The sequence below is a fragment of the Halalkalibacter oceani genome, assembly GCF_023715705.1.
In the GTDB taxonomy this organism is placed as follows: domain Bacteria; phylum Bacillota; class Bacilli; order Bacillales; family Bacillaceae_D; genus Halalkalibacter; species Halalkalibacter oceani_A.
Genome location: NZ_JAMBOS010000002.1, coordinates 130,745 through 146,150 on the forward strand (window position 1 = coordinate 130,745; position 15,406 = coordinate 146,150).

At 49.4% G+C, this 15,406-nt stretch carries 13 protein-coding genes; 10 read left to right on the forward strand and 3 right to left on the reverse strand.

All coding sequences use genetic code 11. From position 1 onward, the window contains the following. The first annotated feature begins 12 nt into the window (after window positions 1-12). Together M3212_RS02510 and M3212_RS02515 are read left to right on the forward strand one after the other, a co-directional pair. Window positions 13-696, forward strand: a complete 684-nt coding sequence (locus tag M3212_RS02510; protein WP_251192369.1) for a metal-dependent hydrolase — start codon at window positions 13-15, stop codon at window positions 694-696. A 497-nt stretch (window positions 697-1,193) separates the two neighbouring features. Then, complete coding sequence (locus M3212_RS02515) at window positions 1,194-2,510, forward strand: CBS domain-containing protein (RefSeq protein ID WP_251192370.1); 1,317 nt, start codon at window positions 1,194-1,196, stop codon at window positions 2,508-2,510. A gap of 121 nt (window positions 2,511-2,631) precedes the next feature. Here M3212_RS02515 and M3212_RS02520 read toward each other — a convergent pair whose 3' ends face one another. Further along, complete coding sequence (locus tag M3212_RS02520; protein ID WP_251192371.1) at window positions 2,632-2,916, reverse strand: YtpI family protein; 285 nt, start codon at window positions 2,914-2,916, stop codon at window positions 2,632-2,634. Window positions 2,917-3,015: 99 nt separating this feature from the next. Between M3212_RS02520 and M3212_RS02525 the strand changes: the two genes are divergently transcribed. Next, window positions 3,016-3,948 carry a DHH family phosphoesterase gene (locus M3212_RS02525; protein ID WP_251192372.1) on the forward strand — a complete coding sequence of 311 codons (933 nt, stop codon included), beginning with the start codon at window positions 3,016-3,018 and terminating at the stop codon, window positions 3,946-3,948. A 66-nt stretch (window positions 3,949-4,014) separates the two neighbouring features. Here M3212_RS02525 and ytrI read toward each other — a convergent pair whose 3' ends face one another. Both ytrI and M3212_RS02535 read right to left on the reverse strand, forming a co-directional pair. After that, entirely contained in the window at window positions 4,015-4,521 is a 507-nt protein-coding gene (gene ytrI, locus M3212_RS02530) for a sporulation membrane protein YtrI (RefSeq protein WP_251192373.1), read from the reverse strand. Beyond that, window positions 4,518-4,850, reverse strand: coding sequence for a YtrH family sporulation protein (locus M3212_RS02535; protein ID WP_285874006.1), 333 nt, complete (start codon window positions 4,848-4,850; stop codon window positions 4,518-4,520). The genes ytrI and M3212_RS02535 overlap by 4 nt, the downstream gene beginning before the upstream one ends. A gap of 83 nt (window positions 4,851-4,933) precedes the next feature. On the opposite strand from M3212_RS02535, the gene dnaE reads away from it, so the two are divergent. The 7 genes from dnaE (at window position 4,934) to pyk (ending at window position 15,373) form a co-directional block, all read left to right on the forward strand. After that, window positions 4,934-8,380 carry a DNA polymerase III subunit alpha gene (dnaE, locus tag M3212_RS02540; RefSeq protein WP_251192375.1) on the forward strand — a complete coding sequence of 1,149 codons (3,447 nt, stop codon included), beginning with the start codon at window positions 4,934-4,936 and terminating at the stop codon, window positions 8,378-8,380. 140 nt (window positions 8,381-8,520) lie between these two features. Further along, entirely contained in the window at window positions 8,521-9,759 is a 1,239-nt protein-coding gene (locus M3212_RS02545; protein ID WP_251192376.1) for an NAD(P)-dependent malic enzyme, read from the forward strand. Window positions 9,760-9,777: 18 nt separating this feature from the next. Next, window positions 9,778-10,443 carry a FadR/GntR family transcriptional regulator gene (locus tag M3212_RS02550; RefSeq protein ID WP_251192377.1) on the forward strand — a complete coding sequence of 222 codons (666 nt, stop codon included), beginning with the start codon at window positions 9,778-9,780 and terminating at the stop codon, window positions 10,441-10,443. Between the two features lie 60 nt (window positions 10,444-10,503). After that, window positions 10,504-11,352 (forward strand): acetyl-CoA carboxylase, carboxyltransferase subunit beta, encoded by an 849-nt coding sequence (gene accD / locus M3212_RS02555; RefSeq protein ID WP_251192378.1) that lies wholly within the window; start codon window positions 10,504-10,506, stop codon window positions 11,350-11,352. 17 nt (window positions 11,353-11,369) lie between these two features. Then, window positions 11,370-12,347, forward strand: coding sequence for an acetyl-CoA carboxylase carboxyl transferase subunit alpha (gene accA / locus M3212_RS02560; protein ID WP_251192379.1), 978 nt, complete (start codon window positions 11,370-11,372; stop codon window positions 12,345-12,347). A 286-nt stretch (window positions 12,348-12,633) separates the two neighbouring features. Then, window positions 12,634-13,593: a 6-phosphofructokinase gene (gene pfkA / locus M3212_RS02565; RefSeq protein WP_251192380.1), complete on the forward strand. Its 960-nt coding sequence runs from the start codon at window positions 12,634-12,636 to the stop codon at window positions 13,591-13,593. 25 nt (window positions 13,594-13,618) lie between these two features. Continuing rightward, a complete protein-coding gene (pyk, locus tag M3212_RS02570) occupies window positions 13,619-15,373 on the forward strand; it encodes a pyruvate kinase (RefSeq protein ID WP_251192381.1) in 1,755 nt (584 codons plus the stop codon). Window positions 15,374-15,406 lie beyond the last annotated feature (33 nt).

Genomic DNA, 15,406 nt, shown 5'->3' on the forward strand with positions numbered 1-15,406 from the left:
GAGCGAATGCAAATGAAGGTTAGTTATCATGGTCATTCAGTTGTTCTTGTAGAAGCAAAGGGTAAGAAAATTATCATCGATCCCTTTATCACCGGAAACGGGACAACGGATTTAAAAGCCGATGAAGTGGAGGTTGATGTTATTTTATTGACGCACGGTCATAATGATCACGTCGGCGATACGGTAGAGCTGGCGAAGCGGAATGATGCGCTCGTGATTGCCCCGTTCGAGCTTGCGGCATATTTAGGCTGGCAGGGGGTTAACACTCACCCGCTTCACATTGGCGGAGCGCACGAATTTGATTTTGGAACGGTCAAATTAACACAGGCTTTCCACGGTTCAGCGTTTACGATCGAAGAGGAGCAAAAGATTATTTACACGGGGATGCCGGCCGGTATTTTGTTGACGACGGAAGGAAAAACGATTTTTCATGCCGGGGACACCGCGTTATTTGGAGACATGAAGGTTATTGGCGAACGCAATACGATCGATCTCGCCTTCCTGCCGATTGGCGATAACTTTACGATGGGACCGGACGATGCCGCGGTTGCTGCGGAATGGCTGCAGGCGAAGCGGGTCGTTCCGATTCATTACAATACGTTCCCATTAATCAAACAGGACGGCAAGCAGTTTGCAGAACAGCTGCCAGGCAAAAAAGGGCTGGCTCTCGAAGTGGGAGAATCAATCGAGCTTTAGAGCGGGTCGTCATAAGAGAAAAAAGCAGGGGGGACTGCCGCCTTTTGGGCACCCCCCTTTCTTCATGCATCAATCGAACGGAGACCTGGACAGGGGTCTTTTTTTTCTAGTGGCAGCATAAAGTATGGAAAAAGAGTCAGAATGAAAGGGTGGTATGTATGCGTCAACGGGCGTTCCTTTGCTGCTTGCTGTCTGCTTTCATGTTACTTTACAGTTTTTCGTTTCTTCCTTTCCAAGGAGAACCGCTTGCCCAGGCGTTTGCCTATTCATGGGTGGTATTTGCGATTATTGTCTTAATTGGAAATAGTCTACATCTGTTATATAGAAAGGAAACAAAAAAGGAATCTGTATCATTTCCCTCTGCTGCAAAAAAACAGCTGAGACAAAGAGAATAGCGAAAGATAGCCTTGCTCCCCTACTCTTTCCAACGTATAATGGCAGTAATACAGAGAGAAAAAATAACAGATACAGTGAGAGTAGGAAAGTGTGGTGGCGGTATGCCGACAAAAACAAAGCATGAGCAGATTATCGAGTATATTACCGAGCTTGAGGTAGGAGAAAAAATTTCTGTTCGTTCGATTGCCAAAGCATTGCTCGTGAGTGAAGGCACGGCCTACCGTGCGATTAAAGAAGCCGAAAATCAAGGGCTCGTCAGCACAATCGAGCGTGTTGGGACGATTCGGATCGAGAAAAAAAAGAAGGAAAATATTGAAAAGCTGACCTTTGCTGAAATCGTAAACATTGTCGATGGACAAGTCCTCGGGGGGCGGCAGGGTCTGTATAAGACGCTCAACCGCTTTGTGATCGGGGCGATGAAGCTTGATGCGATGATGCGCTATGTGGAAGCTGGAAACCTTCTCATTGTTGGGAACCGCTATCAGGGTCACCGGCTCGCTTTGGAAGCGGGGGCCGCTGTTTTGATTACCGGAGGCTTCGACACGAGTGAAGAAGTCATTCAGCTGGCCGATGAACTGGATTTGCCGATTATCTCGACGAGCTATGATACGTTCACTGTGGCGACGATGATTAACCGGGCGATCTACGACCAGTTAATCAAAAAGGAGATTGTTCTCGTCGATGATATTTTGATCCCGTTGCAGGATACGTATTACATGACGACACAGAACAATGTTGAAAAGTGGCATGAACTGAATGAAAAAACAGGCCACAGCCGCTATCCGGTCATTGATGCGCAGATGAAGATCCAGGGCATGGTCGCCGCGAAGGATGTGCTTGGGGCAACGAAGCAAACTTCGATTGAAAAGGTGATGACCCGAAATCCGATTACGGTGAATGAGCATACGACTGTCGCCGCTGTAGCGCACGTCATGGTATGGGAAGGAATCGAGCTGCTGCCTGTTATTGACGAACAGCGCCGGCTGCTTGGCATTATTAGCAGGCAGGATGTGCTGAAGGCGCTGCAAATGGTGCAACGGCAGCCGCATGTCGGCGAAACGATCGAAGATATCGTCACAAGCCGGATTGAGGAAAAGCCCGTCGAGGAAGGCTATATGTACGAATGCGAGGTTTCCCCGCAAATGACGAATCAGCTTGGGACGATTTCCTATGGCGTCATGACGACGCTTGTCACCGAAAGCGGCAGCCGGGTGTTGCGGAAATACAAAAAAGGTGATCTTGTAGTCGAGAATATTACGATTTACTTTATTAAGCCTGTCCAGATCGAGAGTATGATCATGATCAGGCCGAAAATATTGGAAATCGGACGCAAGCACGGAAAGATTGACGTCGAGCTGTATTTTAACGGGGAAATTGTCGGCAAGGCCTTGATGATGGCCCAGCTGATTGAGCCTTAATCAGCTGGGAAAAGGCGGCCAAACGGAGTGACCGGATAAAGCAATGGCGCAGCGCGTGAAAGAGACGAAAGATTAGCATGAGGAAACCAGTGCAGGTTCGCTCTCTTTCATGTGCGCGGCGTTAATCGTCAAGTTGAGGGATGTAATGGCGGTAAGCACGGTAGCCGAAAACGATATTGGCGATTCCTAACAGGGTGAAAACCGCGCCGACGACAATGTCGATTGTACCGCGTGGCATGAACAGCAGGTTGCCGCCGAAGGCAGTGAGAAAAAAACCGAGCGAAAGCGTCGCCTTCGTTTGATAGAGACGATTTAATAAAGATGGCGGAGTACGCCATGTTTTTATTTTATTATAAATAAAAAAGACGGCGGAAAAGACAATGATAATTGTAAAGATTTTATCCACAAAAAGTCCTCCTTGTTTCATAGGTCATGCTGATATTGTACCGTTTGTCGAGAAAGAATACCAGTGAAGGAAAGATGAACAGAAAGAGAGCTGAACAAATTGATTGCCAACATTTTAGATCAGATTGCCGTCTATGAGACGGTTATTATTCATCGGCATGAACGGCCGGATCCCGACGCACTGGGCTCACAGCTCGGTCTTGCCGCGCTACTTAAAAAGCGTTACCCGGAAAAAAACATTTTTGCCGTTGGTGAGGAAGAGCCTTCCCTGGATTTCTTAGGGAAGATGGATACGGTGAGTGATGAGCAGTATGAGGGGGCGCTCGTAATCGTTTGTGATACGGCTAATACGGCGCGGATCAGTGATACACGCTTTGACAGCGGCGCTTACCTAATCAAAATCGATCATCATCCGAATGAGGAGCCGTATGGTGATCTTATCTGGGTGGACACGAGCTTTAGCTCTGTCAGTGAAATGATCGTTGAATTGGCGGTTCAGGGAAAGGAGCGCGGGCTGGAACTGGATGCTGCCTCTGCTGAGCTGCTTTATGCGGGCATCGTCGGGGACACGGGCCGGTTCCGCTTTTCAAACACGAGCGCCGATACGTTGAGACGAACAAGTCTGCTTGTCGCTGAAGCCTTTGACCAGAACGCGTTTTATTCCAACTTTCATAAGAAGGATTTGAAAATGATTCGCCTGCAGGGCTATGTGCTGCAGCATTTTTCGATTATCGCCGGGCGCGTTGGCGTGATGAGGCTGACAAAGGAGCTGTTGGAGCAGTTTCAAGTGACAGCCAATGAATCGTCTCAGCTTGTAAATAGCTTTTCTGATGTGGAAGGTTTGCGGACATGGGTTTTCTTCGTCGAGGAGGATGATCAGATCAGAGTCAGATTGCGTTCCAAGGGGCCGGTGATTAACTCGATTGCTGCCGAGCATGGTGGTGGAGGCCACCCGATGGCCGCTGGAGCGACAGCATATTCCTGGGAGGAAACAGAGGAGATTGTCGCGAAGCTTGTACAGGCTTCAAGCTGAAAAAAGGGCTGACAAAGGAGCCGCAGCCAGTCAAGAAAGAAAGCTTTTGGTGACGCTGCCGGGTCGTTAGGTTCCTGGCAGCGTGATTTCGACATAAAGCCGCAGCGTCGTAAACAAATACACTTCCTTGACATCAAGCTGATAGCGGCCTTCTCCGACATGAAACACTTTATTCTCCAATGTTTTTATAATTGAATCTTTCATCGTGGCTACCGTTTCAATATCTTTGCGCTCAATAAACTGCAGCTCGTTGAGGGCCTGCTCTCTTAATTCAAACAATGTCAGCTGGTTAAGACGCAGGCGCCGGTCATTTACGTAAACAATTTCAATCTGCTGGATCGTCAGCTTCTTCTGATTTTCTTCATTCAGCTTCGTCTGCTCACTGACGAGGCCCTCAATACGCTCCTCCTGCTTATGGATCAGGGCCTCCTGTTTGGAAATACGCAGCATCAAGCCCTCATACACTTGTCCGTACTGATAGATAAAAAAGGCCCAGCCGATAAGAATTCCGATGATCACCCCGGCAAAAAAGCGCTGCCAGCTTGGCCGCTCGATGAAGGGAGGGACCCTCATGACAGAGATTCTCCTACGATCCATTGCAGTAGCAGCGTACCGGAATGAGCGCCGCAAAGGGCGGCGAAGATCATTAATCCCGTTTTGAAGATATCATCATGCGCCCCGTTAAACAGTCCCCGTTCAATGGTTGTAATTGCATCAAAGGTTCCACCGATCGCCGCAACAATTGCCCAGATTTTTAAGCTGCTGGCCAGATCATTCATGACAGACAGGGGAGGTTTCCCTATGAGAAAGGCACCGATCCCGCCGATAATCGCACCGCCGATCAGAACACCGAAGGCGACAAAGAAATCAATAATTAAGGTAGCCAGCAGCTCCCGGTTCAACATACTCCGCTCCTCCTTTCGCTGTCGTGCTTCCGTACAAAGGCTTATCCGTACTACTATATATACGGAATGAGGACAGAAATATGACTCTCGTTGTCCAGGGCGCTGCAAAAAGCAATGGACAACCAGCTAATGAGACAGCAGCCGATCATTTATACTATACTAGGATACACGGACTTATTTATGAAGGGGGCGATTGGATGGTTGTTCAAAGCTATGTTTATAGTGAATACAGCTTACTATCTGCTATAAATCGGTTGCCCGCTTTCGTCGAAAGGGCAAAAGAGCTTGGCTATCAGGCGCTGGCCTTAAGTGATCGTCATGTGATGTACGGGGCGGTCCCCTTTTACCAGGCTTGCCTTGCCAATCAGATCAAGCCGATCATCGGTCTTGAGTTGACCATCCAGGCTGAGCCGGAGCAGCAGACGACCGCTTTCCTCCGCCTTTATGCAAAGAACAATCAGGGCTATGCCCATTTACTGCAGTTGGCGACGATCCTTGGGCATAAAGAGGAAAAAGAGCCTTTTCTCACGCAGGAGGAAATGCTTCCTTATTTGCGAGATGTCCTTGTCGTGCTGCCGAACCGGACCGGCCCCCTCGATGCTTGGCTGCAAGAAGGACGGTATCCAAAAGCGCTTGATTGGATCAATCGCTGGAAAGGCGCAACGGAGCACTCCGACTGGTTTCTTGCGATTGAAGAAGACGATGGAGTGGACTATGAGGCACGTAAGGCGTTCGCCGAATTTTCCGGCTTGCGGCTGCTTGCCGCTCCTCCGGTTTTTTTCACAGAAAAGGAAGACGTTGACGCGTATCGGGTGGCGCGGGCGATTCAGCAGGGGAGCAAGCTGGCAGACAGCATTTTTACCGCTCTCGAACAGAACGCCTACTTACACAGCCCGGCTGAAATGAGCGTCCGTTTTCAAAAGGAGCCAGAGGCGCTTCACAATACTCAGCTGCTGGCTTCTGCCTGCACGGTTCAGCTGACGCTCGGCGAACATCGTATGCCGAAATTTATAGCTGATACCACGCTGCCGGCGGAAAAGCAGCTGCGGCAATTATGCGAGCAGGGAGTAAAGGAACGTTATCAACAGGTGACGCAACCGATGCGCGCCAGACTGGAGCATGAACTGGGGACCATTATCAGAATGGGCTTCAGTGATTACTTTTTAATCGTCTGGGACATTTTACGCTATGCGAGACAGCGGCAGATTCATACAGGACCGGGAAGAGGTTCGGCTGCCGGATCACTTGTGGCGTATGCGCTTTATATTACCCACGTCGATCCGCTGAAATATGACCTTCTGTTTGAACGGTTTCTGAATCCGGAGCGTGTTTCCTTACCGGATATTGACCTTGACTTTCCCGACCACCGCCGCGACGAGATTATCGCCTATGTCAAGGAAAAGTACGGGGACCGGCATGTGGCGCAAATTCTGACTTTTGGAACGCTGGCGGCAAAAGCCGTCATCCGTGATGTTGGCAAGGTGCTTGATTTGGGAACGGTAACCGAGCAAATCGCCAAAGAAGTACCAGCTTCACCGGGGATCACGCTGGAAAAAGCACTGAAAGGCAGCACGCAGCTTCAACAGCTGATTACACAATCCGCTCAAGCGGAGAAGCTGTGGAAGCTCGCCTCCCGGCTGGAAGGGTTGCCGAAGCATTCCTCGACGCACGCCGCCGGTGTCGTGATCAGTGCCGAACCGTTGCCGGAAATTGTCGCGCTGCAGGCCGGTCAGGGCGGAGTGTCGCTGACCCAGGCGGCGATGGAGGTCGTTGAACAGCTCGGCCTGCTGAAGTTTGATTTTCTCGGACTGCGGAACCTGACGCTACTGGAGCGGATCGTTGAGCTTGTCAGGGAGCAGCATCAGCCGATTGATCTGGCCGCAATCCCGCTCGATGACGAATCGACCTATCAGCTGCTCGGTGCCGGCGATACGACGGGGATTTTTCAGCTTGAATCACCGGGGATGCGCCGGACGCTAATCGACCTGAAGCCGACCGATTTTGAAGATATCGTCGCCGTCAACGCCCTTTACCGACCCGGTCCGATGAAGTTTATCGAGGATTATATTCGCGGCAAACGCCAGCCGGAGCGGGTTCACTATCTTCATCCGGATTTGGAACCGGTTTTGGCCAAAACATATGGCGTTATCATTTACCAGGAGCAAATTATGCAAATCGCTTCGGTGCTCGCCGGCTTTTCCCTGGCGGAAGCTGATTTGTTAAGAAGGGCGATCAGCAAGAAGAACAAAGTCGAACTGGCGCGGCAGAAAGAAGCCTTTCAGCAGGGGGCGGTACGCCAAGGATACGAGCTGGAGCTGGCGGAGCAGGTTTTTGCTTTAATTGAACGCTTTGCCGACTATGGCTTTAATCGGAGTCATGCCGTCGCGTACAGCATACTCAGCTATCAGCTCGCTTACTTGAAAGCCCATTATCCGCTGGCGTTTTACACCGCGCTGCTCTCCAGCGTCTGGCACCATCATGAAAAGCTGGCTCATCATCTCCAGGAATGCCGGCGCACCGGCTATACAATCCTGCCGCCATCGCTGGCAAAAAGCGGTCACCTCTTTACACTGGAGCAATCAGCGATCCGTTTTGGGCTTTTGCCGGTTGCCCACGTAGGAGTCAAGGCCGTACAGGCAATTTTAACGGAGCGGGAGCGGAAGCCATTTTCAGATCTGTTTGACTTTGTCGTCCGCGTTGACACGAAGCTCGTTACGAAAAAGGCAATCGAACAGTTGATCAAGGCAGGTGCGCTGGATGAGTTTGCCGAGGATCGGGCGACGCTGCTCCATTCCCTTCAAGCGGCGTTTGACTTTGCCGCTACCGTCAAAAGCTTTCAGGAAGAAACAGACGGTCTGTTTACCGTCGAAGTGCCGCCGCCGGAGTATGAGTCCGCCCCACCGCTCACCGTGCAGGAAAAGCTCGATATGGAACGGGAGGCGCTCGGGTTTTACCTTTCCTCCCACCCTGTGGAAATTTATCAGGATAAGCTGGAAGGAACGGGACGCCGGACATTGAATGGGGCGTTGTCGGCCAAAGGCGTGATCAGGGCGGCGGGTCTGGTCGTCCAGGTCAAAGAAATCAAAACGAAAAACAATGAGCAGATGGCTTTCGCCAAGCTTAGTGATGAGACGGGAGAAGCGGAATTGGTCGTTTTTCCATCGGCATGGAAGGCGGCGGCCGAGCTTTTCAAAGAAGGTGAGCTTCTGTTTGTGGAAGGCAGGGCCGATCTGAAACGGCAGCAGCTCATCATTGAAAAGGCGATCCGTTTGCAGCAGCTGACCGTCGAGCCGCGCAAGCTCTTGTTTTTACGGATTTTGCCGGAGACCGCTTCGAAAATCGAACAGGTGAAAACACAGCTTTATGCATATCCGGGAACGGTCCCGGTGGTGCTTTATGATGCTGAAACAAAAGAAAAAAAGATTCTGCCGCAAGACTGTTACGTCCATCCGACCGATGATTGTTTGCATGAATTATTCAAGCTGCTGGGGAAGGAAAATGTCGTGCTGCAGTCGTATAATAAATAAGGGAAATCAGGAATATCTCTTGGCTTATGACTGAACTTTCTATATAATAAAGGTTGTTTTTAAGTGGTCAGACCATTAGTCAAAAACAGGATTCGATTAAGAAAATAAAATTTATTCATAAAAGAAGGAGTGTGTCTGTTGTGGCAACAACTAGAGAAGAAGCCTTACATATCCACCGCGAAAATCAAGGAAAACTGGAGACAACGTCGAAGGTTCCTGTTCGAAATGCTCAGGACTTAAGCTTAGCTTATTCACCGGGTGTGGCTGAACCTTGTAAGGAAATCTTTGAAGATATTGAAAGCGTATATGAATATACGATGAAAGGAAATATGGTGGCCGTTGTCAGTAATGGTACTGCTGTGCTTGGACTGGGGAACATCGGTCCGGAAGCTTCTTTACCAGTAATGGAAGGAAAGGCTGTCTTATTTAAGTCGTTTGCCGGCGTTGACTCCTTTCCAATTTGCTTGCGCACAACAGATATTGATAAAATCGTTGAAACGGTGAAATTGCTGGAGCCGACTTTCGGCGGAGTCAATCTTGAGGATATTGCCGCTCCAGATTGCTTTGAGATTGAAGAGCGTCTGAAGAAGGAAACCAATATTCCGATCTTCCATGATGACCAGCATGGTACGGCGATTGTCACGCTGGCCGGATTAATCAATGCCTTAAAGCTGACAGGAAAGAAAATGTCAGAGATTAAAGTGGTGGCGAACGGCGCAGGTTCGGCCGGTATCGCGATTATTAAATTAATGCAGCGCATGGGAATTCGCGATGTCATTATGTGCGATTCAAGAGGGGCGATTTTCGAAGGTCGTTCTTATGGCATGAACCAGATGAAGGACGAAGTGGCGAAGTTCACCAACCCTGAGCGTTTAGAGGGAAGTCTGGCTGACGTGATTAAAGGCGCTGACGTCTTTATCGGTGTTTCCGTTGCCGGCGCATTATCAAAAGAGATGGTTGAGAGCATGAATGCTGATCCGATCATTTTCGCGATGGCGAACCCGGTGCCTGAAATTATGCCCGAGGAAGCAAAGGCAGCTGGCGCGAAGGTCATTGGTACAGGACGCTCTGATTTCCCTAACCAGGTTAACAATGTCCTTGCTTTCCCGGGAATCTTCCGCGGGGCGCTTGATGTACGTGCGACTCATATTAACGAAGAAATGAAGGTTGCCGCCGTATATGCGATTGCCGATCTTGTTGCAGAGGCAGATCTTACTCCTGACTACGTCATTCCGGCTCCATTTGATCCGCGCGTTGCTCCTGCTGTCGCGGCGGCTGTGGCGAAGACAGCGATGGAAACTGGCGTAGCAAGAAAGAAAGTGGACCCTGAAGAAATAGCTGAAAGAACGAGAAAAATGGCTATTATCGGTAACGAATAAAAGGTGAGGGATGACACTATGTCATCAGGACAGCCGAAGATATACGTAGAAATCATCAAGAAAATTAACCAAATTATCCAGCATGATCAGTTAACGAGTGGAGACAAGCTTCCTTCTGAAAGAGAACTGAGCGACCGACTTGACGTTGGTCGCTCCTCTGTCAGAGAAGCATTACGGGCGCTTGAGCTTCTCGATTTAATTGAAACACGGCGCGGGGAAGGTACCTTTATTAAGCCGGCTGGCAGCTTTCAATTAATTGACATTATTTTATCTTTTTTATTGAAAAGTGAAAGTGCCAGGCAGGATTTGAGCGAAACGAGAAGAATTGTCGAAGTGGAAGCACTGCGATTGGCATGTGAACGCATCGACGACGAAGCAATCGAACGTTTGAATAGGCTGATCTGCGAAGCGAAAGAAGAGTGGTCCCATGGTGACCTGCCGGTAGAAGAGGATTATTTATTTCATAAAACGATCGTCACCTCCTGCCAGAATCAGCTTCTGCTTAATCTTTGGATGGCATTGGTCGAGTACAACAAGGTCGCGATTGAACAATCGTTGAAAAGAGCGGGAAGAATGAGCGCTTCCATTGCCGAACATGAAGAGATTTATCATGCACTTAAAGAAAGAGACAGCGAAGCAGCAATCGCGGCGATGAAACGTCATTTGCAAAATAGCCGTTTTTGATTGAGGCTGTTTCGTTTTTAGATAATAGATTCAGACAGCTTAAGCGAGTGAGGTGGAAGAATGCTTAAGGATTTTTTAAAGAAGAAAAAGCGGTATGCGACAATTCCTTCTGAGCGTGCCAAGCAGGAAGTGCCGGAAGGCTTAATGACGAAGTGTCCCGCTTGCCGGACGATTATGTATACGAAGGAATTGAAGAAGAATTTATATGTATGTGATTCCTGCGGTCATCATCACCGGATGGCTGCATATGACCGGATGAACAGTCTATTTGACAGTGGAACATTCGTTGAATTTAATCAGGGGATGACCAGTCTTAACCCATTGGGTTTTGATTCCTATGAGGAAAAGCTTGAGGCTGACCGCAAGAAAACCGGGATCAATGAAGCAGTTGTGACCGGCGAAGGGCAAATTGGCGGCTTCGGCGCTGTGGTAGCGGTCATGGATGCCCGCTTCCGGATGGGAAGCATGGGGTCTGTTGTCGGCGAAAAGATCACATTGGCCGTAGAGCGGGCAATTGAAAAGAAACTGCCATTCATTCTGTTTTCCGCTTCCGGTGGAGCAAGGATGCAAGAAGGGGTTCTTAGTTTGATGCAAATGGCTAAGACGAGCGCTGCCTTGCAGAAATTACATCGTGAGGGTGGACTTTTTATTTCCGTTATGACGCATCCGACGACGGGTGGAGTTTCAGCGAGCTTTGCTTCGCTCGGTGATTATAATTTTGCTGAACCGAAAGCATTGATTGGTTTTGCCGGACGACGCATTATTGAACAGACGATTCGCCAAGAGCTGCCTGATGATTTCCAAACCGCGGAGTTCCTGCTGAAGCATGGCCAGCTTGACCGTGTTGTTCCCCGGCTGGAGATGAAAGAAACCCTTCGACAAATACTGGATATCCATCACGCTTTATAAAAAGGAGGTGCTCAAGCATGGCGAGTGAACTAGGTTTTGAGAAGCCTATTCTCGAATTGAAAAATAAAATCAGTGAACTTCGACATTTCACCGAAGAAAAAGATATCGATTTAACAGATGAAATTGTTAAGCTGGAAAGACGGTTGCACAAGCTGGAGGAAGAGATTTACGGCAATTTGCAGCCTTGGGAGCGAGTTCAGCTGGCCCGTCACAGCGAGCGGCCGACGACACTGGATTATATCGAGCATTTGTTTACCGACTTTCTTGAGCTGCATGGCGACCGCTTATTTGGCGACGATGAGGCGATTGTCGGCGGCATCGCGAAATTTCACGGGAGACCGGTCACGGTGATTGGTCATCAGCGTGGAAAAGATACAAAAGAAAACATTCGCCGAAACTTCGGAATGCCCCATCCTGAAGGGTACCGGAAAGCGCTGCGCTTAATGAAACAGGCTGAGAAGTTTAATCGGCCGATTTTTTGCTTTATCGATACAAAAGGAGCCTACCCTGGAAAGGCTGCTGAAGAGCGTGGTCAAAGTGAAGCGATTGCCAGAAACCTGCTTGAAATGGCCGGATTGAAGGTGCCTGTTATTTGCGTCGTGATTGGGGAAGGCGGCAGTGGCGGAGCGCTGGCGTTAGGTGTCGGCAATCATGTTCATATGCTCGAGAATTCGACCTATTCCGTTATTTCGCCGGAAGGGGCAGCGGCTCTCCTTTGGAAGGATGCTTCGCTGGCGCAAAAGGCGGCAGAATCAATGAGAATTACAGCGCCGGATTTAAAAGAATTAGGGATTATTGATGAAATTATCCATGAAGTTAAGGGCGGTGCCCATAAAGACGTCAAGCGACAGGCAGAAGCGATAGACGACGTATTGACGGCTTCTCTGACAGCATTATCGAAGCTGTCTGAAGAAGAACTAATAGAAAATCGCTATGAAAAGTACAAAAAAATTGGAGAATACGGGCTTGTAAACGATGTCATGCCTGTTGAATAAAGGAGAGGGTGTTCTAAAAGTGCTGGCTTTTGGGACACCCTCTATGTGCTGTGCCTGACCGCCGTGAAGCTTTGGAGGCCTTCTGTGGCGCGGATTTGCGATAGTCGGGAAGCAATTTGACAGCCCCGCTTCTTTTTACCGCCGGCTAAATCATCTGTATTGTGTTCCGGCGGTGAAAATGGTATTTTTTTTAATTGAGAGCAAGATACTATTACAAGTCCAAAAAGCAGGGTAAGGGGAAAGAAGAACAAACACTTTGCCAAAACAAGTCGAGGGGGTACATAGAATGAAACGTATCGGAGTTCTGACAAGCGGGGGCGATTCTCCAGGAATGAACGCTGCCATTCGGGCTGTCGTGCGGAAAGCGATTTATCATGAGGTGGAAGTATATGGCGTCTCTTACGGATATGCCGGTTTAATCGAGGGTGATATTAAGAAGATGGAGCTCGGCTCTGTAGGCGATATCATCCATCGCGGCGGCACGATTTTATATACAGCACGCTGTGAAGAGTTTAAAACAGAAGAAGGACAAAAAAAGGCGATCGCCCAGCTGGAGAAGTTTGGGATTGAAGGGCTTGTCGTGATCGGCGGAGACGGTTCATACCGCGGGGCGCAAAAATTAACCGAGCACGGATTTCCAACGATCGGTGTCCCAGGAACGATTGACAACGATATTCCGGGGACGGATTTCACAATCGGGTTTGACACGGCGTTAAACACCGTCATTGATGCGATAGATAAAATCCGCGATACGGCAACTTCGCATGAACGTACATATGTGATCGAAGTCATGGGACGGCATGCCGGTGATTTGGCGCTTTGGTCGGGGCTTGCTGATGGGGCGGAAACAATCGTGATTCCGGAAGCAGACTATGACTTTGACGCGATTATTTCCCGATTAAAACGTGGACAAGACCGGGGGAAGAAGCATAGTATTATTGTTGTAGCGGAAGGAGTCGGAAGCGGATTTGAGTTCGGCCGCAGCATTCAGGAAGCAACGAAGATGGAGACGCGTGTTACTGTGCTCGGCCATATCCAGCGCGGCGGCTCACCAACCGGATTTGACCGTGTACTGGCAAGCCGGCTCGGGGCTAAAGCGGTTGACCTGCTGCTTGATGGGAAAGCTGGTGTAACTGTCGGAATTCAGCGTAATGAACTAGTCTACCATGATATAAACGAAGCTTTATCCCGTCCGCATACAATTGACCAGGAGATGTACAAGCTCTCACAGGAGTTATCGATTTAAACAATGACTATTTTAGGAGGCTAATATGCGAAAAACGAAGATTGTATGTACGATTGGACCGGCGAGTGAATCGATCGATAAGCTTGTTGCCCTTATTGAAGCTGGTATGAATGTCGCCAGGCTGAATTTTTCACACGGTGATTTTGCGGAGCACGGGGCGCGGATTGAAAATATTCGTGAAGCAGAGAAGCGCACCGGGCAAAAAGTAGCGATCCTGCTTGATACGAAGGGACCGGAAATCCGGACGCAAACATTGGAGGGGGGAGTAGCCGAACTGAAGGCGGGTGAAACATTAATCATTTCCATGACAGAGGTAGTTGGAAATGCGGAGAAGATTTCGATCACGTATCCGGGGTTAATCGACGATGTTCATCCAGGTTCGAAAATTCTTCTCGATGACGGACTGATCGGCTTGGAGGTCGTGGAAATCCGTGACGAGGAAATTGTGACAAAGATCTTAAACAGTGGAACATTGAAAAACAAAAAGGGTGTCAATGTGCCGAATGTCAGTGTGAACCTGCCGGGGATTACCGAAAAAGACGCTGCTGATATTAAATTCGGCATTGAGCAGGGCGTCGATTTTATCGCGGCTTCCTTCGTCCGGCGCGCCACTGATGTTCTGGAGATCCGCGAGCTTCTTGAACGCCACAATGGGACGGATATTCATATTATCCCGAAGATTGAAAACCAGGAAGGTGTCGACAACATCAACGAGATTTTGGAAGTGTCGGATGGATTGATGGTCGCCCGTGGAGACCTCGGTGTTGAAATTCCAGCTGAAGAGGTTCCTCTTGTGCAAAAGCAGCTAATCAAAAAATGCAACTACGCCGCAAAGCCGGTTATTACCGCAACACAGATGCTTGACTCGATGCAGCGCAACCCGCGCCCGACAAGAGCGGAAGCAAGTGATGTTGCCAACGCGATCTTTGATGGAACTGACGCGATCATGCTTTCAGGGGAAACAGCAGCCGGTGATTACCCGGTTGAATCCGTACAGACGATGAACAACATCGCCAGACGGACTGAGGAAGCGTTAAATTATGAAGCGATGCTGCGGAAGAAAACGAAGGAAGCGCATATCACGATTACGAGCGCGATTGGTCAATCAGTAGCGCATACTGCGTCTAATTTGTCAGCGGCGGCTATTTTATCGGCGACGGAGAGCGGTTATACGGCAAGGATGGTTTCAAAATACCGGCCGAAATCACCAATCGTTGCTGTCACAAGCAACGAGCGTGTCATCCGCCGACTTAACCTCGTCTGGGGCGTCTATCCTGTTCTTGGCAAAGAAGCAGCTTCCACCGATGAAATGCTGGAATCGACTGTGGAATCCGCAGTATCGTCAGGGATGGTGGCACAAGGTGATTTGGTCGTCATCACGGCGGGGGTACCGGTCGGGGAAACGGGAACAACAAATATTATGAAGGTCCATGTTATTGGCGAGGTCGTTGCCAAAGGCCAGGGGATCGGCCGGCGGACGGCATCAGGGAAAGTAGTGGTGGCGAGAAACGCTTTTGAGGCCAATGAGAAAATGAAAGAAGGCTCAATCCTTGTTACGTACAGTACGGATAAGGATATGATTCCGGCATTTGAAATGGCCGCGGCCGTGATCACCGAAGAAGGTGGACTGACTTCTCACGCGGCGGTCGTCGGTCTTAACTTGAGTACCCCTGTCATTGTCGGAGTCGAAGGGGCAATGGAGCTGTTTGAAGATGGGGAGGAAATTACAGTAGACAGTGCGCGCGGCGATATTTATCGTGGCCATACGAGCGTGCTTTAAGCAGAATTAGAAAGTTTGTCTCAAGTAAGCCGA

What these genes read in the sequence shown, in the direction of transcription:
- M3212_RS02510 (WP_251192369.1), top strand. Translation starts at nt 13, where the DNA reads ATGAAGGTTAGTTATCATGGTCATTCAGTTGTTCTTGTAGAAGCAAAG.
- M3212_RS02515 (WP_251192370.1), top strand. Translation starts at nt 1,194, where the DNA reads ATGCCGACAAAAACAAAGCATGAGCAGATTATCGAGTATATTACCGAG.
- ytrI (WP_251192373.1), bottom strand. Translation starts at nt 4,521, where the DNA reads ATGAGGGTCCCTCCCTTCATCGAGCGGCCAAGCTGGCAGCGCTTTTTT.
- dnaE (WP_251192375.1), top strand. Translation starts at nt 4,934, where the DNA reads ATGACTCTCGTTGTCCAGGGCGCTGCAAAAAGCAATGGACAACCAGCT.
- M3212_RS02550 (WP_251192377.1), top strand. Translation starts at nt 9,778, where the DNA reads ATGTCATCAGGACAGCCGAAGATATACGTAGAAATCATCAAGAAAATT.
- accD (WP_251192378.1), top strand. Translation starts at nt 10,504, where the DNA reads ATGCTTAAGGATTTTTTAAAGAAGAAAAAGCGGTATGCGACAATTCCT.
- accA (WP_251192379.1), top strand. Translation starts at nt 11,370, where the DNA reads ATGGCGAGTGAACTAGGTTTTGAGAAGCCTATTCTCGAATTGAAAAAT.
- pfkA (WP_251192380.1), top strand. Translation starts at nt 12,634, where the DNA reads ATGAAACGTATCGGAGTTCTGACAAGCGGGGGCGATTCTCCAGGAATG.
- pyk (WP_251192381.1), top strand. Translation starts at nt 13,619, where the DNA reads ATGCGAAAAACGAAGATTGTATGTACGATTGGACCGGCGAGTGAATCG.